Raw genomic sequence first — 23,715 nt, 5'->3', positions numbered from 1 at the left:
CCCAGCAAACCTACGGTTTAACCCGCATATTATTATCCAGGAACTTTTCTATCTCGGCATACATCAACATCCTGCTTTCTTCGGAAAAAAAGTTACGCTCGTTCTCTTTATATATAAAAGTAACGGGCACTTTACGCTTTTGCAGTTCGCGCACAAACTGGTTTAATTCGCTGATATTGGCATGAGGGTCCCGGCCACCCTGGAAGATCAACAGGGGCAGCTTTATCTTATCGGTATGGAAAACCGGCGATATGGCCCTAAACTGGTCGGCATCGGTTTCGGGGTTGCCCACCATTTCGTACCGCATTTTTAATAGTGCCTTTAAAAACGGCGGTACATCTTTAATATAGTTAAAAAAGTTAATCAGTCCTGATTGTACAACGGCGCAATTGTATAGTTCGGGATGGTTAGATATGCCGTAAAGCGCCGAAAAGCCGCCAAAGCCGCCACCCATAATCGCTATTTTTTTAGGATTAGCTATTTTGCGTGCTATCAGCCATTTAACGCCATCTGTAATGTCCTGCTGCATTTTGCCCCCTACCTGCTTAAAGCCGGCGCTATGGAAAGCCTTACCATACCCGGTTGAGCCCCGGTAGTTAACCTGGAATACCGCATAACCACGGTTAGCCAAAAACTGCACCTCGCTGCTGTATCCCCAGCTATCACGGCGCCAGGGGCCGCCATGCGGCAAAACCACCACCGGTAAATTGGTTTTACTTTTACCCTGCGGCATAGTTAAATACCCGTTTATTTGCGTACTGTCGCTTGCTTTAAACGATATGGGTTGCATAGCGCACAGTTCGTTAGGGGTAATAGCCGGGTTGGTTTCCCCAATTTTAGTCAGCTTTTTAACCTCTGGTTCGTACAGGTAGTATGATCCGGGGTCGCGGTCGGTATAGGTGCTGATAATAAATTTCCTTTCGGCACTGTCCCTGTCAATGATCTTAATCTTGTTTCCTTTAAGCTGTCCGTCAAGCTCCCTGTATATCCGCTCAATTTTTTTATCCAGAAAATGGGTTTGTTTTTTGGCATCCTCCCATGATACGGATTCCAGCTTGTGCGAATATTTGGAAAACCCAACATCCGATATATCAGCGGCATCGCTGGCGTAAACCACTTTTTCTTCCTTACCGTTATTTGCGTTGATCTCTACAAGGGCGCTTTTATCCCTGCCCACATTTGATAAAGCGTAGAAATAATTCTTTTCGCCGGTAAACATAGCCGGCTCTACCGAGTTTCTGAAATTATTTTTGATGATCGGTTTAAACGGGGCGTCATCTGTTGGACGGTATAGTATCGTTTCGTCTACCCCGTCTGATACCTTTGCCAGGCGTATTTTGCCGTCCGCATCAGGGAACCACTCGGTAATATTGCCGGGGTTAATTAAATAGGGCTTCAATTCGGATGTACGTATATTCAGCCGGTAAATATCAAAATTGGCCGAATCGCGCTTATTCATACTAATCGTGATCACATCGGGCTGCTGCCTGTTTTTGGTCATGATCAGCTGCATACTGGCTTTATCCTGCGCCAGTAAGGTCCGTATCTTCATGGTGGCCAGGTCAAGCGCGCACATTTTAAACTGCTTAAACGAGTTCAGGTCCTGCGAAAACACCAGTTGATCGTTGTAGGTCCAGGCATAATCTCGGCGTATCGAATAATCTTCAAAAGAGGTTACCCTGCGCTCCAGCCCGGTAGCAATATCCTGTACAAAAATATTCTGCTTTTTTTTGTAGGGTTTAAGGTATGATATGTATTTCCCGTCGGGCGATATCTTAAATATACTTTTTTCGGGGGTCTTAAAAAAGTCGCGCACAGGTATTTCCCTCACCTGTGGCTTATTGCAGGCCTGTAAGGTAAATACCAGTAAAATAACAATCGCGAAAGTTTTACGCTTAAATAGATTATACACTTGGCCCTCTCTTTATTAATCAGGTCAAATTAGATAAATAGTTTAATGCAAACAAACTGTCACTACAATTTTACCCGTTTATTTCGTTACATAAATTATAGGCCCCGTCACATAAATAATGGCTTTTAATGATTATTTTTGATTTGGATGAAATGTGTTAAAATTCTTTTTTTACTGCTAATCTTAAGCACAGGGCTATTTGCACAAAGCACCGATGTGCAGCTTGCCCAGCAATTCAGCGCCAATGGCGAAGAGCAAAAGGCGCTTGAAATTTACCAGCGGCTTTATAAGCAAGATAATGATACCTATTTCCCAAACTATTTAAACAGCCTGCTCATCTCAAAAAAGCTGGATGATGCCGAAAGCATCACCAAAAAAATGATCAAAAAGCACCCGGCCGATTTTCAATACGCAATAGCATTGGGCCGTGTTTACCGCGAACAGGGTCATAAAGACAAAGCCGAGAATGTTTATAGCGATCTGCTTAAAAATCTCCCGGCCGATTATAACAGCATTGTAAACCTGGCTACCCAGTTTTACCAGTCGGAGAATACCGATGTGGCCATCCGCATATTTCAGCAGGGGCGTAAAGCATTAAAAAACGAGCAGGGTTTTACCCTTGAGCTCATCAGCCTGTACCGTTTTAAACGCGACAAGGTCCCCCTGATCAACGAGTACTTAAACTTTCTGCCGCTAAACCCCGGATACCTTAACTCTGCCGAAAACACCATGGCGGCTTTATTCCAGGGTCCGGCTGATTATGATCTGTTAAAAGCCGAACTGCTTAAACGTATACAGGCCGCGCCGCAGCAGGTGATCTACGCCGATTTGCTGACGTGGCAGTATATGCAGCAAAAAGATTTTGAACAGGCGCTTAACCAGGCACTGGCCCTTAGCCGCCGCCGTAATGATGACGGCAGCAGCATTTTTGAACTGTGCCAAACCCTGGTTACCAATGAAGCTTATGACGAGGCCATCCGTGGTTACGAGTACCTGGTGAACAAGAGCGGTAAAGACCAGCAGATGTATGTTGCCGCCAAGGTAGAACTCATTAACACCAAAAACCTGAAGATTACGGCAGGTAAATACACCGAAGCCGATTTGCTTGGGTTGGAAAAAGATTATTTTGACCTGCTGACCGAATTTGGCCGCAACAACGGCACCGCTTTTGCCATGCAAAAGCTGGCCCGCCTGCAGGCTTTTAAACTGCATAAGTTAAACGATGCTCAGAAACTGCTGGAAGAGATCATCAAGATCCCTAACTTAAACAGTAACATGATGGCAGCGTGCAAGCTTGACCTGGGTGATGTTTATGTAATGAATAACCAGCCTTGGGAAGCTACCCTGCTTTATAGCCAGGTTGAAAGGAGCAGCACTAATGATGTATCCATTACCCAGGATGCTAAACTGCGCAACGCTAAACTGGCCTATTACACCGGCGATTTTACCTGGGCAAAAGGCCAGTTGGATATATTAAAAGCGGCAACCACCCAATTGATAGCTAATGACGCGCTTAATCTGTCGTTATTAATTAAGGATAATTTAGAAGAGGATAGCACCGGGGCCGCATTAAAAATATACGCCCGTGCCGATATGTGGATCTTTAAAGAACAGCCGGATAAGGCCATAATGGCGCTGGACAGTATTGATAAAAAGTTTCCCAATAATGCTTTGGCCGATGATATCCTGATGGCTAAAGCCCGCATATTTATCCAACAAAAGGAATATGCGATGGCAGCGCCCCTGCTGCAAAAAATTGCCGACGATCATAAGTTTGACCTGTGGGCCGATGACGCCGTTTTTATGCTGGGTGATATTTACGAAAACCACCTGCACGACCCCGAAAAGGCCAAAGCTTATTACCAAAAAATAATAACCGACTATCCGGGCAGTTTGTTTATTAACGAAGCCCGTAAACGCTTCAGGATTTTAAGAGGCGATAAAATGAACGGGCAATCATAAAATTTCTATTTTTGCCCAATGATCATTTATAACGAAACGTACGTAATGGAAGAAGCTATCAGGCATGAATGGCTTAACTGGATGCAAACCGTACAAATACCGGCCATTATGAAACTGGGCTGGTTCAATTCCTATAAAATACTAACTGTGCTGGAATCGCCTAACGAGGGCGTAACTTATTGCGTACAGTTTTTGACAGATACACGGGAGAAATACGATTTTTTCCATCAACAACACTTACCCCATTTTCATCACTTACATAACCAGAAGTTTGAAAACCGTTTTGTGCTGTTTAATACTCTAATGCAAGCTATTGACGAAAAATGAAAGTAACTACCACCGCAATTGAAGGATTGCTGATTATTGAACCACGCATATTCCCGGATGACCGTGGTTATTTTTACGAGAGCTATAACCAGCAAAAATATGCCGCAGCTGGCATTACTGACAACTTTGTGCAGGATAACCAGTCGTTCTCGCAAAAAGGCGCGTTGCGTGGCTTACACGGGCAAGCCGATCCATTTGCACAGGGCAAACTGGTACGCGTTATACAGGGGCGTGTAATGGATGTAGCGGTAGATATCCGCAAAAACTCCCCTACCTTTGGCCAGCATGTAAGCATTGAATTAAGCGGCGATAACCATGTGCAGTTTTGGGTACCACCCGGTTTTTTGCATGGCTTTGTAACCCTGGAAGATGATACCATCTTTACTTATAAAGTAACTAATGGTTATGACAAAGCATCAGAAATTGGTGTGATATGGAACGACCCTACCCTGGCCATAGGCTGGGGCATTGATGAGCGTGACGCCATTATATCCCCTAAAGATGAGGTATTACCTGCCTTTAAGGATTTTGTAAGCCCGTTTTAAATTTGAAAATTAACCACAAAGTACACTAAGATAAAATAGAAACACAAAGGTCACAAAGGCTAATACGAAGAATAGCTTTATGACCTTTGTGAAAAAACTTTGTGCGCTTTGTGGTTAAATAACCACGCGCCCTTATTTGGTTATCAAATTATACAGTTCATCCAATTTTGGCGAAAGCACAATTTCTATCCGCCTGTTCTTAGCTAAAGATTCGGGCGTGTTACCGGCATCAATTGGCTGAAACTCGCTTTTCCCGGTAGCGGTTAAGCGGTGCGGATCAATATTTTCAACTTCGGTTAAATAACGGGTAACCGATGTGGCGCGCAGTACGCTTAAATCCCAGTTGTCTTTGATTTGTCCCAGGTTTTTTACTTTTTTGTTATCGGTATGCCCTTCTACCGCCATATTGATATCTGGTTCCTTGTTTAACACGGCTGCCAGCTGTTTTAAGGCTTGTTTACCCTTGTCGTCTATCACAATACTACCCGAGGGGAATAATAGCTTATCGGTAAGTGATACGTATACCTTGCCGTTACGGATATCAACCGATAAACCGTTTTGGGTAAAACCAAGCAATGCTTTCTGTAGTTTCTCTTTCAGCGCATTGGTTGCTTCATCGCGTTTACGCAAAATGTCTTCCACTTCCTTTAACCGGGCTTCCCGCCTGGCCAGATCGCCGGAGAGCTGGGTAACTTTTGATGAGGTAGCGTTATACTTGCTATTCAGCGCGTCGATATTTTTATTGGCGGCAGTATAATTATCGTTCAGGTCGTTATAAGCTTTCTTCAGATCGGCAATCTCGTGATGCAGGCGGGCAGTATCGCTTTGCAGCTTGGTGCGCTCGGCCTCCAGGCTCATGGTACGTGATGATAGCGAGTCGCGTTCGGCCAGCAAGGCCTTATACTTTTTTGGCGATAACACTACGCACGACTGTAAAGCCGCGCAGGCAATTAGGATGAACAGAAAATACTTCATTTTCATGATTATGTGGGTTATTGGTTTAAATAATAGCATGTTGCAAAAAGCCAAGCAGCGGGTATAGTTCTTTAAAAACGTTGGCTATAGTAATTGCAATATCTTTTTGTTTTAATTCAGCATCTTTTAGTTGGTGAACGGCGGCAAAGCTTTTCAGTTTCAGCAGGTCGATGTTTTCGTTATCCGTATCATAGCCGTTCGGGATGGTTTTCAACTGCTCCTGTTTTCTGAATTCGCCAAAGATCTTTTTGAAATTAGGTGCGTCAACAATGGCTTTAAAATCGGCAGCGTTATAATCAATCTCCTGCCGTATCATTTTTACATGTTCGCCCTCCGGCATCCAGTAACCGCCGCCAACAAATGAGTGGCCGGGTTCGATATGCAGGTAATAGCCAATGCCGCCCGCGTATTTACCCTGACTTAGTTTATGGATCCCTATCCAATGTTTGTAAGGCGTTTTGTCTTTACTGAAACGGATATCGCGGTAAATGCGCATCACGCACTTTTTAGGGTCGGTATGGGCATCAACCAATGGATCTATCTTACTGAGTTCCTTCAGTACTTCGGCCGTGAATTGCAGTATGTTATCATAAGCCGCCTGGTAAAGTTCCTTATGCTCCAGGAACCACTCGCGGTTATTGTTTTGCTTCAGCAGATCTATAAAATCAAGCGTTTTTTGGGCTATCATCGGTATCTAAATGTGGCTGATAATGTATTTTTGGCGATAACCAGTACAGCATCAATATACGCGAATATCGGTAATTAAAGGGCGCCAGCAAAAGGCAGCCGGTTAAAATCACACTCAAATATAACCACGGCGATGTCATATTACCGGTTATTAAATAAGTAGCTACTGCCAGGGTAACCAACTGAGATACATTCATGGCGTAGCTTACATACATAGCGGCATAAAAATAGCCCGGCTCAATCTCGAAGGTAAGGTTACAACGCGGGCATTGCTCGCGCATGCTGTTGGTGCCCCAGCCATACATAGCGCCTATAAACATATCGCCCCGGCGGCATCGCGGGCATTTGCCATGCAGCATGGCCCATAGTTTGGGTGTTTCGGCCATTATGTTATTGGTTTTCATGCTTTTTTAAAATCAGGGAAAAGCATGATTGGTGCAATTAATTCAGATGTAGTTTTTCGTTACGGATTTGCAGGTTCACATTTTTACGGCGATATTTTTTATACCATATATAACCTGCTATCCCAACAGCCAGGTAAGGGGCCGCTAATAAAAACAGTACACCGTTGTTTAACCCTTTGGTAGTTGCCGCGCCGCTTTTGTTATTTGTCTCTACCATAGTCGAACACATGGCGCATTGGGCATTAGCGGTTTTAACGCTGCAAAACATCAAACCAAAAGCAAAAACAAGCAATATCAACTTCACAAACTTCATATACAAATTTACCTATTATTAAATTAGAAATGGTAATATGGCGATATCATTAGATAAACTATCACGCCGGTTATGGTTACATATAACCATATCGGGAACGCCCACCTTACCAGTTTACGATGCTTTTCTACCTGCATTTGCAGGCCGCGGTAAAAGCTCAATAATATTAACGGTAAAACACCCGCGGCCAGTATAATATGCGATATCAGTATTACCAGGTAAATGGTACGCACGTTGCCAATAGCCGCTTTTTCTGTCGCATCAATTACGCCATCGCCGCTCAGGTCGCCAAAGATAGTTTCGGGGGCCATGTAGTGGAACAGGATGTAAGAAACCAGGAACAAGGACGACAGGCAAAAAGCCGTAATGTTCAGCCACTTATGAATGGTGATTTGTTTACGGGTGATAAAAAACAGCGAACATACCAGCAATACGCTACAGGTACCATTCAATATGGCATTCAACTTGGGCAAAAAGTAGGTAAACGATGGTAAATGTGCCGGCGGCGGTATCACTTTCCTGTTCAGGATCAGCACTACTAAAAACACAAACACGGATATACCGGCTACGAAACGAAATATAAATTTATCTGTCATTGTACTATTAATAAAGCGGTTTATCTTTCTTCCGCAATTCTTCGGATATCTGCACCTTCAGCTCGTTAGCCAGGCGCTCCAACTCGGTAACCGATGTGCCATCGTAATAACCCCTGATATGGTGCGCCGGGTCAAGCAATATCAGCTTACTGCTGTATATAAAATCATCCTTCCCGCTTTGCAGGGCATCTACCAACAACCCTTTACGCGCAAATGAATAGATTTCGGTGGTGTCGCCTGTTAAAAACTTCCACTTGGTTAAAGGCTGCTTGTATTTTGCCGCATAGCCTTTTAAAACAGCGGCATTATCCCGTTCGGGGTCAACCGTAATGGATAGTAGGGTGACCATCTTATTTTTGGTATAGTAGTTGGCCAGGCTATCCATGTGGGCGTTCAGTTTATCGCACACGTTGGGGCAATGGATATAAAAAAAACTGATTACCAGTATCTGGCCCTTTAGCGTTTGATAGTTAACGGCATTCCCCTCCTGATCCTTCAAATTAAAGCCTGCAGCCTGGTGATAAAGGGTATCCGGGATCTTTTTACCCTTAACGGTATGGTAGGTGCCGGATAACGGCTTAGGGCCAAAAAAAGCCAGTGGTTTGTACCTGTTTTTACCCTGACTGGTTAGTAAATAATATAAAAATCCCGGTACCGCTAATATCAGTACCAGGACAATAATCTTTTTTACCTTACTCATTATCCCCTTACGTCAATCCAGTGATGACTTTCGTTGGTCAATACCAGGATTAAACCGATGATAAACAGGATAGGCACAATAATAGTATAGATCAGTGCTAACCGCTCAAACTTTAAGTGCATAAAGTAAGCTACAATTAAAAATGCTTTAAGCAGCGTAAGTACAATGTATATCGGGTTAGCCCAATGTGCAGGTATATACTCAGCCGGCACTAACCAAAGCGCTATGATAAATTCAATAACTGTGATGATCAATAAGTATAAGAATATCTTTACTATCTTACCCCTGGTCATTCCTTCGTGATCGCCGCCTTCGGCGTGTATATCGTGTGATAATTCTGACATAATAATATCTTTAAAAATGGCTTTATACTAAATAGAAGAATGTAAATACAAATACCCAAACCAGGTCTACAAAGTGCCAGTATAAACCAACCTTTTCAATCATCAGGTAACTGCCTCGTTTTTGGTAGGTGCCTAACAATACGTTAATAGTAATAACAATATTGATGATCACCCCACTAAATACGTGGAAACCGTGGAAACCTGTAATGGTAAAAAAGAGGTTAGCAAATTGCTGTGTATAAACTGCATTGACAGGTGAACCTTTATGAAACAGTGTTTTTAACTCTTCCATATTAGGTATATGGCCCCACCAAAAGCCTTCTTCGTGTAAGTGAGTCCACTCTAATGCCTGGCAGCCTAAAAACATAAAACCACCAATAACGGTAGCTATCATCCACCAAACAACTTCTTTTTTAGAATTACGATGACCAGCCTCAACAGCCAGTACCATAGTAACCGAACTCAAAATAAGTATAAAGGTCATGATACCTACGAAAACCAATGGCTTGCCGTGTTCATATAGGAACGGTACAGACTGGAATACCAGATCGGGTGCAGGCCAGCTTGGTGAGCTGAAACGCAGGGCACCATAAGAGATCAGTAAGGTTGAAAATGTAAACGCATCCGAAAGCAGGAAGAACCACATCATTAGTTTACCATACTCTATCGAGAATGGCGATCGGCCCCCGGCCCATGGTGTGGTCTTTACTTCGTCAATTGGTGATGTTGTTGTACTCATCTGTACTAAAATAAGAGATGTTTAAATTTGGTTCAAAAGTAAAAAAACATAGAGATAAATCCATATAATATCGAGAAAATGCCAAAAAATAGATGTCATTTCCATACGGAATAAATTCTTAACCTGTGGTATCCCCTTAATACTACCGCCCAGCGCCGCGGCCATCCATACCAGGCCGCCAATAATGTGCAGTAAATGCATAAAGGTGATCACATAAACAAAAGAACGCGATGCATTAGGATCGGTTAAAAAAACCTGCATTTTGTAGGCCAGTACATACCAGCCGTATACCTGCAATGCAAAAAACGCGATGCCTAAGGCAATGGTGAGCCACAAAAACAATTGTTGCTTGCCTGCTTCCAGCTTTTTGGCTGCCCTGGATGCCAGGAACAAGGTAATACTGCTAATCACCAATACAATGGTGCTATATTTAAACGAGTTGGGCAATATTACATTTAACCCATGGCCTTTCCCGCCCGAGTAAACTATAAAACCACTGCTAAAAGCCGCAAAAAGCATAAACGAGCAGAATACAAAAATCCACATGTTAAACTTTTTGGCGCCCAGGTTTATCCTGTCATTATCTTGCTGTATCTGAGCCATCATTTCACTTTGCCAATAAAATCAAACAAAAACATTAACTGTACTACCGGCAAATAAAAAAACGAACCGAACATCAGCTGCCGGGCCGATTTAATTTCGCAGGTGCGCAAAAGTACAAATCCCTGGTATAAAAATATAAGGCTGCACACCAATGATACACCGCCCACATAATAACCACCATAACCATAAATAGTTGGCAGTAAACTTACCGGCACCAGTATCACGGTAAATAAAAATGTAATTGCAGCACTGGCTTTATCGCGCTGCCCGGTAGGCAGTAAGCGGAAGCCGGCCAGCTTATAATCATCATCCAGCACCCAGGCAATAGCCCAAAAATGCGGGAACTGCCATACAAACTGTATCCCAAATAGTATTAAAGCTATATCATCTATTTTACCATGGGCGGCCACATAACCAATAAGCGGTGGCAGCGCGCCGGGTATAGCACCCACAAACACCGCGATGGGCGATTTGCGTTTTAACGGCGTATAAGCAAAGGCATACAGCAGGATAGAGAACACCGAAAGCAAGCCTGTCAACAAATTCAGGCCGCCTAACAGGTAAGTACCGGCTATGCCCATACCCAAACCTAAAACCAGTCCCTGCCCTGTGGTCATTCGTCCGGCAGGCATTGGGCGGTCCATTGTGCGCTTCATCAGCTTATCCAGGTCTTTCTCTATAATCTCGTTAAAGCAGTTGGCTGCCGATGTTACCAGGAAACCGCCGATGATCAGTTTCACCCAATCGCCCCAGATAATAATGCCGTTGGCCTTACTGCCAATAAGGAACGATATGGACGCGGAAAACACCACCAGGAACGTTAACCGGAATTTGATCAGTTTTGAAAAATCGCCCAACGTCATGCCAATGCCCCCCTGCTGTTAGCCGACCGTGATAAATTGAGCAGCAAATAAAACTGCGTGCCAAATACCAGGCTGGCCAATAAAATATGTAATGCCTGCGCATAAGGCGGCAAGGCGAAGTACGATAGCGTTATCCCCGTGCCTATTTGCAGCATGATCATTAAAAATGTAAAACTCATTATTTGCTGATGGATTGAGTGGCGGCTGTAGCTTTTACGCACCAGCCCATACAACATCACATTTAAAACAAATACGGCCACAGCCAAATCGCGGTGATGGTTAAATATATCGCCGGCCTTGGATACCCAATCCTGCCGGTAGCCTCCTTGCAGATGTGCCGATACCTCATCTATTTTTTCCCTTACGGATGTACCCAACGTGATCTGTATAACGCTGAGTAAAAGCACCAGCACAGTTATCAGTAATATGAAACCCTTTATGGCCATTTTTGGCCGTCCGTTCACTTTAGCGGCATGATAACCATAAATAGCTAATGCCAGTATCACCAGCGCCAGCAGCATGTGTACAGTTACTATCCAGGCTACCAGGTTGGTAGATACTACGATAGAGCCCAGCCAACCCTGAAAGCCCACAGCAATTAAATTAGCTACGCTGGCCACTATTATCCAGTTATTCACCCCTTTATAGCTGAACGAGTAAATAGCTGTGAGCAATAAAAACAGTCCGGAGATAGCGCCAATTAAGCGGTTAATGTATTCTGTCCAGGTTTTACCGGCGTTAAAGTCTTCGGGTACAAGGATAGATTTGTCTTCGCGGATGCGGGTAGCCAGATCGCTATAGCCAAACAGATCTAAAGTTTTGGCAAAGCGCTGATTTTTGGCTAAACGGCCGTCAACATATTTCTGCTTATAATCGGCCGGTAATTGCGAGGCATTTGTTGGCGGGATGTATCCCCCAAAGCACTTAGGCCAATCGGGGCAACCCATCCCCGACCCTGTGCTGCGCACTACGCCGCCGGCTAATATCAAAATAAATAGCAAAACAATTGCAGTAAGGTTAAATAACTGGAATCTCTTTTTTGCTGCTGATATATTCATGTTAAAGTACTAAGTCTTAAGTCAGAAGTTCTAAGTAAGCAACTTCTGACTTAAGACCCATGACTTAAGACTTAAGACTTAAAACTTAAGACCGACTAAATGTTTATTTTACTTCTTCGTTAGATTTATTAGCTGCAACCCAGGCTTCGTGCGCCTTCATGCCAGCTTCGTTATCTTCAAAGTCATGATGTATGTTCGAGCTCATGGTTTCAGAAAGCGGCACTGTTTGCGGGATAAAATCCTCTTTGGCGCCAGGCTTGCTGTAATCATAAGGCCAACGATAAACGGTAGGGATCTCGCCAGGCCAGTTACCATGCAGGTGCTCAACAGGCGTAGTCCACTCCAGTGTATTAGCTTCCCATGGGTTCTCTGTAGCTTTTTTACCCCAGAATATCGAGTGTATAAAGTTGATCAGGAAACCAACCTGTGCCAATGCCGATAAAATAGCCGCCCAGGTAATAAACATATTTACTGATAACCAGCGTTTCATCGACTCAAACTCGGTAAAGGCATAGTAACGGCGTGGTACACCATCAAGGCCCATAAAGTGCATTGGGAAAAACACCAGGTAAGCACCAATAAAGGTTAACCAAAAGTGCAGGTAGCCCAGGCGCTCGTCCATCATTTTGCCAAACATTTTAGGGAACCAGTGATAAACACCGGCCAACATACCAAATATAGCAGCCGAACCCATTACCAGGTGGAAGTGGGCAACCACAAAATAAGTATCATGCAGGTTAATATCCAATGCTGCGTTACCCAGGAAAATACCTGTTAAACCACCTGATATAAAGAATGACACCATACCGATAGCGAACAACATACCCGGCGTAAACCTGATATTACCGCGCCATAATGTAGCCAGCCAGTTAAATGTTTTTACTGCCGATGGAACAGCGATGATCAAAGTAGTGATCATAAACACACCGCCCAGGAACGGGTTCATACCCGTAATAAACATGTGGTGGCCCCATACAATAAACGATAATACGGTGATACCTATCAGCGAGTAAACCATGGCATGGTAGCCGAAAATAGGCTTGCGTGAATTTACCGACATGATCTCGGAAGAGATACCCATGGCCGGCATAATTACGATATATACTTCGGGGTGGCCCAGGAACCAGAATAAATGCTGGAACAGGATGGGGCTACCGCCTTCAAATGATAAAACTTTTCCGTTCAGTACAATATCCGACAGGTAGAAACTGGTACCAAAGCTACGGTCGAATATCAACAATACCACACCGGCAACCAGTACCGGGAATGCCAATACACCCAGGATAGCGGTAAGGAAGAATGCCCAGATAGTTAAAGGCATTTTCCACAGGTCCATCCCTTTGGTACGCATGTTTAGCACGGTACTTACATAGTTAATACCTCCTAATAAGGATGATGCGATAAAACAAACCATGCTGATCAGCCACAAAGTCATACCCAGATCCGAACCTTTCATGGCCTTTGGCAATGCCGATAACGGCGGATAAATTGTCCAGCCACCGCTGGCAGGACCTTTCTCGATAAAGAACGAGCTGAGCATGATCACACTGGCCGTAAAGAAGAACCAGTACGATAGCATATTCATGAATGGCGATGCCATATCACGTGCGCCTAATTGCAGCGGGATCAATAAGTTACTGAAGGTACCGCTTAAGCCGGCTGTTAGTACAAAGAATACCATAATGGTACCATGTATGGTAACCAACGACAGGTAAAAGCCCGGGTCTAAACGGCCATTTGGGGCAAAGCGACCTAATAATGTTTCCAGTAATGGGAAGCTTTTTTCAGGATAAGCTAACTGGATCCTGAAAAGTATAGATAAGATCATCGCGATAACGGCCATGGTAATCCCTGTGATCAGGAATTGCTTGGCAATCATCTTATGATCCTGACTGAAGATATATTTAGTCAGGAAAGTATCATGGTGATGCTCGTGATCATGGTCATGGTCATGCTTAACTCCGTGATCTTGAACTGATAATGTTGACATAATTGCTATATGAAATATTAATTATTTAATGCTAACCTGTTTGTACCCGCGTTTGCCTGCACACCGGTGCCAGCAAGTTTCAATTCTTTTTTCAACCCGTCACTCAGGTAAGGTTTTTGATGGCTAAGCCAATCTTGATATTCTGCTTCCGAAACTACCCGTACAAATTTTTGCATATTGTAGTGGCCATCGCCGCATATTTTATTGCAATAAAGTACGTATTCAAATTTAGGGTCGTTCAGTTTAGTGCGCATCTCGTTGGTTGTGATAGTTGGCACAAATTTAAAGTAAGTAGGCAAACCTGGTACCGCGTTCATTTGTACACGGAAATAAGGTAAATAAAAGCTATGGATCACATCCTGCGCAAAGATGTTGATGCGGATAGATTTACGTACAGGGATAACCAAAGTATCAGCCTTCAGATCATCAAAGGAGTTACGGTCTTTAAAATCGACGCCTAAGTTATTTACACCGGTGTACAGTTTATAATTTTTGGCACCCAATTTACCATCCTTGCCGGGATAACGTATTTCCCAGGCAAACTGGTGACCGGTTACATCAATATTGATATCGCCTTTTTCGGGGGCAGTGTTGGTAACTGTTCGCCAGGTAAAAAAGCCAAACACTACCAGGATGGTTAAAACAATAGCCGGAACAATTGTCCATACCTTTTCGATGGTATTGTTATGAGGTAAAAAGTAAGCTCTGCGTTTCTCAGAATGCCTGTATTTGAACAGGAATACGAACAGCAAGATCTGCGTGATAACAAATACGATCATCGTAAGGACAGTGGTTGTCCAAAACATCTCGTCGATTTTGATACCATGTTCAGAAGCTGCCTCTGGCAACACCATAGCGCCCTGTACCGCGAAAGACCAATAAGCGCCTATTGCACCTGCCACTAAAAACAAGCCGCAAATAGTAGCCATTAAATTGTTCCAGTTAAGGCCTTTTTTACCTTGTAGCTGGTTAGTTAAATCGTATACTTTTAAAATACGGCCAATGATGGCTACGCCTATGCAAACCAGTACAAACAGCAGCACATAGTACCCTACACCTGTCCACATGCCCGATTTATCAACCTCTTCTGTTGTAGTGGCTGCAGCGGTAGTAGCCTGCGCCATCAGCATTTGTGTACTGCCCAGCAGCAGCGCAGCTAACAGCCCGGCTATTTTTTTAGAATTTATCAAATTTTTGAATGCCATTATTGTGTTCGTTTGGTATTCTCTTTTAATTTACAAAATTAGCAATTATATATGGTGGTGCAGGCTTTCCTGCAGGAATGGATGCTTGGTTGGTATCAGCGATTTAAATTTGCTTAACGATGTCAGCATCAGGAATGTAAATAAACCTGCGAAACCTATAAATGTAAAGATCTCAATCGGGCCAATTTCCATCCACCATTCTTTTTGCGGACCAACTGTTCCCGGCATGATCATCATAAAATAATCTAACCAGTGACCGATGATCAATATGATACAGATAGTTTTTAAAACAGAGGTCATACGTTTCGAGTCGCGCATCATCAGTACCAGTAAAGGCGCTACAAAGTTTAACACGATGTTTAACCAGAACCATGGTTTAAACTGCGGCTCCCAGCGTTTGTAAAAGTAAACGGTCTCTTCAGGTAAGTTGGCGTAATAGATCAGTAAAAACTGCGCGAACCATACATACGTCCAGAAGATAGAGAAGGCGAACATAAAGATACCCATGTTATGCAGGTGATCTTCGGTGATCCATTGCAGGTAACCGTTCTTTCTCAGGATGATGATAGCCAATGTCATGGTAGCTAACCCGCTCACCCACATGGCGGCAAAGTTGTACCAGCCAAACATGGTAGAGAACCAATGTGCTTCTAAAGACATGATCACGTCGAAAGCAAATATCGGGGTAGTGAAACCAAATATTACCAGGAATATGCACGACATTTTAAAGCTTTTCTCGTAATTGCTCATGCCGCCCAGTTCGTCTTCGTTTTCTGAGTATTTGATCAGCAAGTTACCAAATATCGCGTAGCAGCCTAAAAAGCCGATGATACGTCCAAGGAAAAACCCTTTGTTCAGGAACGATGATTTACCGGCGATAATATGGTCGTAATTTTCGCTGCCCGCGGTTGATACGCCATCAATAGCCCACAGTTTATATAAGTATGGAACTACTGCTTTATGGCCTTCTTCGTTAACACCTTCGTGAGTGATGTATAAACCAGCTATCACAATGATGATTAATACGGTAGCGGCAATCGGCAATGTTTTGGCAAATGCCTGCGGTACACGCAACATAGATGCCGACCAGCCCGCCTGTGCCACATATTGTACGGCGCAAAAGAATACGCCGGCCATGCACACACAGGTAAAGTAATATCCCATCAGCAGCAAGTTAGCAAAAGTGCGTTCTGCTGCTCCCAATACAAAGCCAAGCACTATTGTGATTACCCCAACTAAAATTGCGATCAGGCTATAGGTTTTGGCCTTGCCTAAAAATTCGTATTGCCCGTCAAAACTATTATGAGTCTTCATTCAGTTCTAATGCTTATAAAGTTTGTAAATGGTGAACGTACATAACTACCTTCCAGCGTTCCTCAGGCGATAATTGCGATGCGTATGAACCCATCTGGTTTACACCGTAAGTAATGGTATGATATATTTTACCATCTGTAAGATCTTTCATAGCGCCACCGCGTGATGATTGCCCTTTTGAATACGAAGGCGGCGGCGGATAACCATGTTGAACTACCAGGCCATCACCCTGCCCGGTTTCGCCATGGCATGGCGAACAGAAATGCATAAAAAGCACCTTGCCTTCGGCAAAATTGTTTTGCGTTTGAGGTACCGGGTTATGCACTTCAGTGCTTGCTAATTCATAGCCAGCCTTATTGTTTAGATAATCAAACGTCACAAAACCTACAGGGATAGTACCTGCCGGCGGAACCTGTGCGGTTTTCTCGTCCTTAAAATTCGGATTCTTTTGATCCGGGTCATAGGCAATATGCTCATACATATTGGGGGCGTACTCCCAACCGGTGCTTCTTTTATCTTTGCACGATGTTATGACAACCGTAGCAGCGATAGCGATCACCGATGCACCCAATATTCTAAATTTATTCATAGCTAACATATTTTCTGTCGTTATGCTTAATTTCAACCGCTCCCGCGTCTTTTAATATATTGGTAATATCATCATGAGGGATATTACCTTTTGCGTCAATTGCTATTACAAACCTATCGTCTGTTGCCCGGTAATCCATTACCCTTGGCGTGCGGCCCGGGAAAAGGTGCGTGGCGTAAAAGAACGTAGCTACCATCCCGAAGGCGGTGAATAATACGGTCCACTCAAACGTGATCGGGATAAAATCCGGTATAGCAAAGTGATTTTTACCACCTATGTTTATAGGCCAGTCGTGCACCATTGTGTAATAAATAATGGCGAATATGGTACTGCCGCCCAAACAACCGAACATAAAGGCCGCATAGCCCAGGCGCGATGGTTTGATGCCCAGTTTAGCCTCAATACCGTGTATAGGCATTGGGGTATATACATCATAAATAGGCACACTGTTTTTTTGCAGTTTTTCGATCCCGTGCATCATATCATCCGGATCATCAAAAAGGCCTAATATAAATTTAGTACTGCTCATCTCGTTAATTATATTTTTTCGTAATCAGCCATGTCAACACTATCAAACTTAGTTATCGCTTCCTTGTAAAAATCAACATGGGTTTGATCCAGGTGACCTTCTTCAATCAGCTTCTTCTTAGCCTGCTCGCTTGATCCTTTCAGCAACAATTTCACTTCGGCCATCGCCACTGAAGGCAATACCCTGATGAACAATAGGAATAAGGTAAAGAATACGCCTATCGAACCAATGAAAACACTCACATCAACCCAGGTTGGGTAAAACATAGCCCAGCTTGACGGGATATAATCGCGGTGAAGCGAGGTTACGATGATCACAAAACGCTCGAACCACATACCGATATTTACCACGATAGATAATACCCATGAGAAGTTTACGCTTGTGCGCCATTTTTTAACCCATAATAACTGCGGACTGATCACGTTACAGCTCATCATGCTCCAGTATGCCCACCAGTACGGACCGGTAGCGCGGTTAATGAAAGCGTATTGCTCATATTCAACACCCGAATACCAGGCGATAAAGAACTCTGTTAAGTAAGCCACACCAACAATTGAACCGGTTAAGATGATGATCTTATTCATCGATTCGATATGGAACATGGTGATGTAGTTTTCCAGCGCCAAAACTTTACGTGCTACCAGTAATAAGGTTTGCACCATGGCAAAACCCGAGAAGATAGCGCCCGCAACGAAGTATGGAGGGAAGATGGTGGTGTGCCATCCCGGTTCAAGCGATGTTGCAAAGTCCATAGATACAATGGTGTGTACCGAAAGTACCAGTGGGGTTGATATACCTGCTAATATCAGCGATACAGTTTCGAAACGCTGCCAGGTTTTTACCGAACCCGTCCAGCCGAAAGAGCATACCGAATATATTTTGCGGCGTAAGCCTGATGCACGGTCGCGGATTGAGGCAATATCTGGCAATAAACCGGTGTACCAGAATACTAATGATACCGAGAAGTAAGTTGATATCGCGAATACGTCCCAGATAAGCGGCGAGTTAAAGTTAACCCAAAGCGAACCGTACTGGTTTGGCAATGGTAACGAGTAAACTGCCATCCACGGGCGGCCCATGTGTGCCACAATATAAGTGGCCGCGCAAATTACCGCGAAGATGGTCATCGCCTCGGCAGATCTGTTGATGGAATTACGCCAGTTTTGACGGAAGAGTAACAATACCGCCGAGATCAGCGTGCCGGCGTGACCGATACCTACCCACCATACGAAACCGGTGATATCCCAGGCCCATCCTACTGTTTTATTTAAGCCCCATTCGCCGATACCGAACCAAAACGTCCAGCTAACAGCAAACACCCATAGCAAAGCGCCTAACGCGGATACAATAAATCCTATCCACCAGGCCTTTGTAGGCATATTTTCTACAGGGCGCAATACATCGTCGGTAATTTTAGCATAGGTAATATCCTTGCCGGTAATTAACGGTTCCCTGATTATTGATTCATTATGAGATGCCATATATATTAATCTCTATTATAATAAAATTAAGCCCCTTGTTCAACTAAATTTCTCACCTTAACCTGGTAACCAATACCCGGCTGAACGTTTAATTCTTCCAGCACGTAATAAGTACGCTCGCTTTTCAATGCTTTTGATACTTCCGATTCTGGATCGTTAGCATTACCAAAAACAATAGCGTTAGCGGTACAGGTTTGCTGGCAGGCCATTTTGATCTCGCCGTCTTTTAACGGGCGCTTTTCCATTTTGGCTTTCAGTTTACCGGCTTGTATACGTTGGATACACATAGAGCATTTTTCCATTACACCGCGGAAACGGGTGGTAACATCAGGGTTCAATACTAATTGTGTGTATTCGTTTTGCATGTAATTTTCAAAACGCGAATCGTTCCAGTAGTTAAACCAGTTGAAACGGCGCACTTTATACGGGCAGTTGTTAGCGCAGTAACGTGTACCTATACAACGGTTATATGCCATGTGGTTTAAGCCTTCGCTTGAGTGTACGGTGGCCAGTACCGGGCAAACTGTTTCGCAAGGAGCGTGATCACAGTGCTGGCACAGCATAGGCTGGTGCACTACCGATACGTTATCCAGGTTATCCAGTTTACTGATCTCTTTTTCCCTGGTAACCGCGTTGGTACCATCATCGTTAAAGCTGTAGTAACGATCGATACGGATCCAGTGCATTTCGCGGCGGCGGCGTACTTCGTCTTTACCTACAACCGGTACGTTATTTTCGGCGTTACAGGCAACCACGCAGGCACCGCAACCGGTACAGGCGTTTAAGTCGATAGCCATTACCCAGTTATATTGCGGGCGTTCATACTCGTCCCAAAGAGATTTATCGTTATAATCCTTCTTCTCTTCGCCACGGCCGCTGCCCGATTTAGGGTCTTTTACATATTTGGCAAATGAAGTTTCGCGGATAACGTCGCGGCCTTCATAGCTATGGTGTGTTTGCGTTTGGGCTAAGGGAGATTTCTCGCCTGTAGCTTCGATAGTAGCTACACCTGTAGTTTGGAAAGTTCCGTTACGGTAGCTGTAAAAAGGATAGGCATTTTTACCTACACCATCGCCAACTTTACCGCTTGATGTACGGCCATAACCCAAAGCTACCGATACGGTACCCTGCGCCTGGCCCGGCTGGAATAATACAGGCACTTCAATGCTGTATCCGTCAACCGTGATCTTAACTACATCGCCCTCTTCAACTTTCAGTGTTTCTTTACCAAATTTTTCGGATATGGCTGCAAAGTTATCCCAGGTAACTTTCGATACCGGATCGGGCATTTCCTGCAACCATGGGTTGTTTGCTTTTTTACCATCGCCAATACCATTGTTCTGGTAAAGCGCCAGTTCAACTTGTTTATCGCCTTTAGCTGCTAAAGCCGGGCTTTGGTTGGTTATGGTTTGGGCAACAGCATTCAGGTCTTTTGCAAAGGTGTAAACACCTGCTGCTTTATCTGCTGTTTTTACAAAGCCGGTTTGCAATAATGCTTCCCATGCTTTTTGTCCGCTGCCGGCGCCAACTTTAGGGAATATGGTAGTATCCCAATTGTTGCGTACAAAGGTGTAATAATCTTTTACCGGGTTATCGCTCCAAAGCATTAAGCTTTGCTCGGCCTGGCGGGTATTATATACCGGGTTAATAGTTGGCTGTACAATAGAATAATAACCTTCTATTACCTGCGCATCGCCCCATGATTCAAGGAAGTGATGGTTTGGCGCTAAAACTGTACACATAGCGGCAGTTTCATCTTTTTGATCGGCAAAGGAAACCTTCAGTTTCACTTTAGCCAGCGCGTCGGTAAATTCTTTTATTTTATAGTAATCGTAAGCAGGGTTAGCGTTCAGGAAGAACACCGCATCAACCTCACCCCTTTTCATTTCGCTGATGAAATCAGCAAACTCGGTATCGTTACCGGCATATTTATTTACCGGGGTATCCAGATCGATAGTAGTGCCATAGCTGCCCAGCAGGGAGTTAATAGCGTTTACTAAAATCTGCGCGGCTACATCATTGGTACCGGCAACAACCAGCGCCTTACCTTTAGCGCCCAGTAATTCCTTAGCTACTACTTTTACAGCGTTGCTGACAACGTTGTTATCTAACTTGCCCGAACCCGGTAAAGTAGTGCCCGATATTTCATTATATAAAGCAATCAGCGCTAAACCTTCCTGCGATGGTTTTACAGGGATACGGGTATCGGCGTTGGTGCCTGTCATGCTCATGCCAGTTTCAAACTGGATATGGCGCGACATTCTTTTTTCTTCTAATGATTTGGCGTTCCTGTTAGAAACGTATTGCAGGGTGTGCTCTTCGGGCGAGATCCAGGTACCTAGAAAATCGGCGCCGAAACTAACGATCACATCTGCCTTATCAAAACGGTAGTGCGGTAATACGGCTTTACCAAAGCTGTTCATATTAGCCTGGATAATACCTGTATAAGATATTGCGTCGTAATTGATGTGTTTGGCTGTTGGATAAGCGGCAATAAAGCTATTGATAACCGCTAAAGTTGAAGGACTGTAAACCGTTGATGATATGATACGGATCTTTTTGCCACTTGCTTTAATAGCTGTCAACTGGCTTTTAACATAAGCGTCAATGGCTTCCCACGCGGCAGCTCCACCATTCATTTGTGGTTCCTGTAAACGGCCCGAGTTGTACAGATCTAATACCGACGCCTGTCCCTGCGCGCTGATACCACCTTTGGTCATGATATCGGCAGGATTACCTTCAATTTTGATGGGGCGGCCTTCGCGGGTTTTCACCAGGATAGGCTGACCTTCAAAACTGGAAACATAATAGTTTGCTATACCCGGGGTAACCTCTTCAGGTTTAATAAGATAAGGTATAGATTTATGCACAGGTACCTTTTGACAAGCTGCCAGGGTAACCGCACCCACACCAAAACCCAGCGCCTTTAAAAAGTCGCGGCGGGGTGTTTTGGCTGATAAACCCGATCCGCTTAAAACCTCCTCGATAGGGATAGGCTCGGCGAATTCGTGTTTATTTTTCTCAACAAATTCCGGCGTATTGTTTAGTTCTTCTAAACCTTTCCAGTATTTTTTATTGCTGTCCATTTAAGCTATATAAACTGTAATTGCTAAGTTCTGTATATTATTAATAGTGGCACTTGCCGCACTCAATACCGCCCATTGCTGCCGCGGTCATTTTCTCGCCTTTTTTGATCATATCGTGCACGGCAACCATGCGTGTATAGTAATCATTACCTTTAAAGTTAACATCGGTACGTTTGTGGCACTGGATACACCATTTCATGGTCAGCGGCGCGTACTGGTAAACCTCTTTCATGGTTTGTACCGGGCCGTGGCATGTCTGGCAAATAATTTTACCAACTTTTACGTGCTGCGAGTGGTTAAAGTAAGCCAGATCGGGCAGGTTGTGTACACGTACCCACTGGATAGGTTTAGCCTTAGTACTATCATATTTCGTCGTAGCCGGATCGTAACCCAAAGCATCATATATTTTATGAATTTCAGGCGATTCGGTTTTAACTGCCTTGTGACAGTTCATACAAACGTTTAACGATGGGATAGACGCGTTCTTTGATTTGTAAGCGCCCGAGTGGCAATACTGGCAATCAATTTTCATTACGCCGGCATGTAACTCGTGCGAGTATTTGATCGGCTGTACCGGTTGGTAGCCCTGGTGCACATTGGTGTTCCACAACACCTCAAACTGCCAGGTACTTAACGCGATAACAGCGCAAACAACAACAAAGAATACGAATTTTTTATTTTTAGCCAGTTGTTTAACCTTAGCCATTGGGTCGGCTTTGGCTACTTCAACAGCTTCTGCTTCTTCAGTTAATAAACCGTTCTTTTTTAACAGCAAGCGCTCCAATGTGCCTACTACCCTGTTTAATACCAGGATAATAATAAAGGCTACAATGATCACAGCGATCAGGCCGAGGATCATCATTGTGCTTGGGGCCGATTCGGTTGCTGCACCTTCAGCGCCGCCTGCTACAGCTTTAACTTCCGGTTTCCAGGCACGTGCGTAAGCAATAATGTTTGCTACATCGCCATCGCTTAAATCGGCAAACACGGTCATGTTTGCCTGATTGTACTCGTTAAAAACTTTTAATGCTTTAGGGTCTTTAGCGGCAATCAGCGCCTGGTTGTTCTGGATCCACTTGGTTAGCCATTTGTCATCTGTTTCAGATTGAATGGTTGGGCCCAATGCCGGACCGGTCATCCGCACATCCATTTTGTGACAGGCTGTACATTTGGCTTTAAACAGCGCTTCACCTTTAGCCGCATCTCCTTGTGCATGGGCTGCAACACCCATTACCGCCAATCCGGCGATCAGTAAAACCGACCTGGAAAATTGTTTAAGAATCAATGAGATACTTCTCATAAAGTGTATTTGTGCTTAATAATTTTTATTTTTTTGTTTGAAAACCTGGGCAGATGTATAGAATACCCTCTTATTTCAGTCCACAAAAGTAAAATTTATTACAGTATCGCTGACAAATTAATGACAGTAAACTATAATTTATAATTGTTCTAAATAAGTATGAAAAACAGCCTAAATTTGCTTTAAACGGCAT

General features: G+C 43.9%; 23 protein-coding genes. 3 read left to right on the top strand and 20 right to left on the bottom strand.

What is annotated here, in order from left to right:
- Positions 1-10: 10 nt before the first annotated feature.
- Positions 11-1,912 (bottom strand): S9 family peptidase, encoded by a 1,902-nt coding sequence (locus tag AC07M6_RS22100; RefSeq protein ID WP_494893249.1) that lies wholly within the window; start codon positions 1,910-1,912, stop codon positions 11-13.
- A 147-nt stretch (positions 1,913-2,059) separates the two neighbouring features.
- On the opposite strand from AC07M6_RS22100, the gene AC07M6_RS22095 reads away from it, so the two are divergent.
- The 3 genes from AC07M6_RS22095 to rfbC are packed head-to-tail and all read left to right on the top strand — an operon-like array spanning position 2,060 to position 4,746.
- Positions 2,060-3,874 (top strand): tetratricopeptide repeat protein, encoded by a 1,815-nt coding sequence (locus AC07M6_RS22095; protein ID WP_494893247.1) that lies wholly within the window; start codon positions 2,060-2,062, stop codon positions 3,872-3,874.
- An 18-nt stretch (positions 3,875-3,892) separates the two neighbouring features.
- Entirely contained in the window at positions 3,893-4,201 is a 309-nt protein-coding gene (locus AC07M6_RS22090) for a DUF4286 family protein (RefSeq protein WP_494893245.1), read from the top strand.
- Positions 4,198-4,746: a dTDP-4-dehydrorhamnose 3,5-epimerase gene (gene rfbC / locus AC07M6_RS22085; RefSeq protein WP_494893243.1), complete on the top strand. Its 549-nt coding sequence runs from the start codon at positions 4,198-4,200 to the stop codon at positions 4,744-4,746. Before AC07M6_RS22090 ends, rfbC begins: the two co-directional genes overlap by 4 nt.
- Before the next feature lie 132 nt (positions 4,747-4,878).
- Here the strand turns inward: rfbC and AC07M6_RS22080 are convergent, their stop codons facing one another.
- The 19 genes from AC07M6_RS22080 to AC07M6_RS21990 form a co-directional block, all read right to left on the bottom strand.
- Positions 4,879-5,727: an OmpA/MotB family protein gene (locus AC07M6_RS22080; protein WP_494893241.1), complete on the bottom strand. Its 849-nt coding sequence runs from the start codon at positions 5,725-5,727 to the stop codon at positions 4,879-4,881.
- Between the two features lie 19 nt (positions 5,728-5,746).
- Positions 5,747-6,409: a DUF2461 domain-containing protein gene (locus AC07M6_RS22075; RefSeq protein WP_494893239.1), complete on the bottom strand. Its 663-nt coding sequence runs from the start codon at positions 6,407-6,409 to the stop codon at positions 5,747-5,749.
- The gene (locus AC07M6_RS22070) at positions 6,387-6,812 is read right to left on the bottom strand and encodes a DUF983 domain-containing protein (protein ID WP_494893237.1); all 426 of its coding nucleotides are present in this window, start codon (positions 6,810-6,812) and stop codon (positions 6,387-6,389) included. The genes AC07M6_RS22075 and AC07M6_RS22070 overlap by 23 nt, the downstream gene beginning before the upstream one ends.
- A gap of 37 nt (positions 6,813-6,849) precedes the next feature.
- A complete protein-coding gene (locus AC07M6_RS22065; protein ID WP_494893235.1) occupies positions 6,850-7,125 on the bottom strand; it encodes a hypothetical protein in 276 nt (91 codons plus the stop codon).
- A 23-nt stretch (positions 7,126-7,148) separates the two neighbouring features.
- Positions 7,149-7,721 (bottom strand): DUF420 domain-containing protein, encoded by a 573-nt coding sequence (locus AC07M6_RS22060; RefSeq protein ID WP_494893233.1) that lies wholly within the window; start codon positions 7,719-7,721, stop codon positions 7,149-7,151.
- 7 nt (positions 7,722-7,728) lie between these two features.
- Entirely contained in the window at positions 7,729-8,421 is a 693-nt protein-coding gene (locus AC07M6_RS22055) for an SCO family protein (protein WP_494893231.1), read from the bottom strand.
- Complete coding sequence (locus AC07M6_RS22050; RefSeq protein ID WP_494893229.1) at positions 8,421-8,765, bottom strand: cytochrome C oxidase subunit IV family protein; 345 nt, start codon at positions 8,763-8,765, stop codon at positions 8,421-8,423. The genes AC07M6_RS22055 and AC07M6_RS22050 overlap by 1 nt, the downstream gene beginning before the upstream one ends.
- Positions 8,766-8,787: 22 nt before the next feature.
- Positions 8,788-9,504, bottom strand: a complete 717-nt coding sequence (locus AC07M6_RS22045) for a cytochrome c oxidase subunit 3 (protein WP_494893227.1) — start codon at positions 9,502-9,504, stop codon at positions 8,788-8,790.
- 21 nt (positions 9,505-9,525) lie between these two features.
- Positions 9,526-10,110 carry a cytochrome c oxidase subunit 3 gene (locus tag AC07M6_RS22040; protein WP_494893225.1) on the bottom strand — a complete coding sequence of 195 codons (585 nt, stop codon included), beginning with the start codon at positions 10,108-10,110 and terminating at the stop codon, positions 9,526-9,528.
- Positions 10,107-10,970, bottom strand: coding sequence for a heme o synthase (cyoE, locus tag AC07M6_RS22035; protein WP_494893223.1), 864 nt, complete (start codon positions 10,968-10,970; stop codon positions 10,107-10,109). Before cyoE ends, AC07M6_RS22040 begins: the two co-directional genes overlap by 4 nt.
- A complete protein-coding gene (locus tag AC07M6_RS22030) occupies positions 10,967-12,028 on the bottom strand; it encodes a COX15/CtaA family protein (RefSeq protein WP_494893222.1) in 1,062 nt (353 codons plus the stop codon). The genes cyoE and AC07M6_RS22030 overlap by 4 nt, the downstream gene beginning before the upstream one ends.
- 103 nt (positions 12,029-12,131) lie before the next feature.
- Positions 12,132-14,018, bottom strand: coding sequence for a cytochrome c oxidase subunit I (locus AC07M6_RS22025; RefSeq protein WP_494893221.1), 1,887 nt, complete (start codon positions 14,016-14,018; stop codon positions 12,132-12,134).
- Between the two features lie 17 nt (positions 14,019-14,035).
- Positions 14,036-15,223 carry a cytochrome c oxidase subunit II gene (locus AC07M6_RS22020; protein WP_494893219.1) on the bottom strand — a complete coding sequence of 396 codons (1,188 nt, stop codon included), beginning with the start codon at positions 15,221-15,223 and terminating at the stop codon, positions 14,036-14,038.
- A gap of 45 nt (positions 15,224-15,268) precedes the next feature.
- Positions 15,269-16,537, bottom strand: a complete 1,269-nt coding sequence (locus AC07M6_RS22015; protein WP_494893217.1) for a quinol:cytochrome C oxidoreductase — start codon at positions 16,535-16,537, stop codon at positions 15,269-15,271.
- Positions 16,538-16,550: 13 nt separating this feature from the next.
- Entirely contained in the window at positions 16,551-17,135 is a 585-nt protein-coding gene (locus AC07M6_RS22010; protein WP_494893216.1) for a c-type cytochrome, read from the bottom strand.
- The gene (locus AC07M6_RS22005; RefSeq protein WP_494893214.1) at positions 17,119-17,655 is read right to left on the bottom strand and encodes a DUF3341 domain-containing protein; all 537 of its coding nucleotides are present in this window, start codon (positions 17,653-17,655) and stop codon (positions 17,119-17,121) included. The genes AC07M6_RS22010 and AC07M6_RS22005 overlap by 17 nt, the downstream gene beginning before the upstream one ends.
- 8 nt (positions 17,656-17,663) lie before the next feature.
- Positions 17,664-19,136 carry an NrfD/PsrC family molybdoenzyme membrane anchor subunit gene (nrfD, locus tag AC07M6_RS22000; protein ID WP_494893212.1) on the bottom strand — a complete coding sequence of 491 codons (1,473 nt, stop codon included), beginning with the start codon at positions 19,134-19,136 and terminating at the stop codon, positions 17,664-17,666.
- A 26-nt stretch (positions 19,137-19,162) separates the two neighbouring features.
- Complete coding sequence (locus AC07M6_RS21995; protein WP_494893210.1) at positions 19,163-22,222, bottom strand: TAT-variant-translocated molybdopterin oxidoreductase; 3,060 nt, start codon at positions 22,220-22,222, stop codon at positions 19,163-19,165.
- A gap of 40 nt (positions 22,223-22,262) precedes the next feature.
- Positions 22,263-23,522, bottom strand: coding sequence for a c-type cytochrome (locus AC07M6_RS21990; RefSeq protein WP_494893208.1), 1,260 nt, complete (start codon positions 23,520-23,522; stop codon positions 22,263-22,265).
- Positions 23,523-23,715 lie beyond the last annotated feature (193 nt).

This window comes from Mucilaginibacter sp. GW821-FHT07H05 (assembly GCF_059418485.1).
Note: the sequence above shows the minus strand (reverse complement) of the source record. Positions and strands in the feature narration are given on the sequence as shown.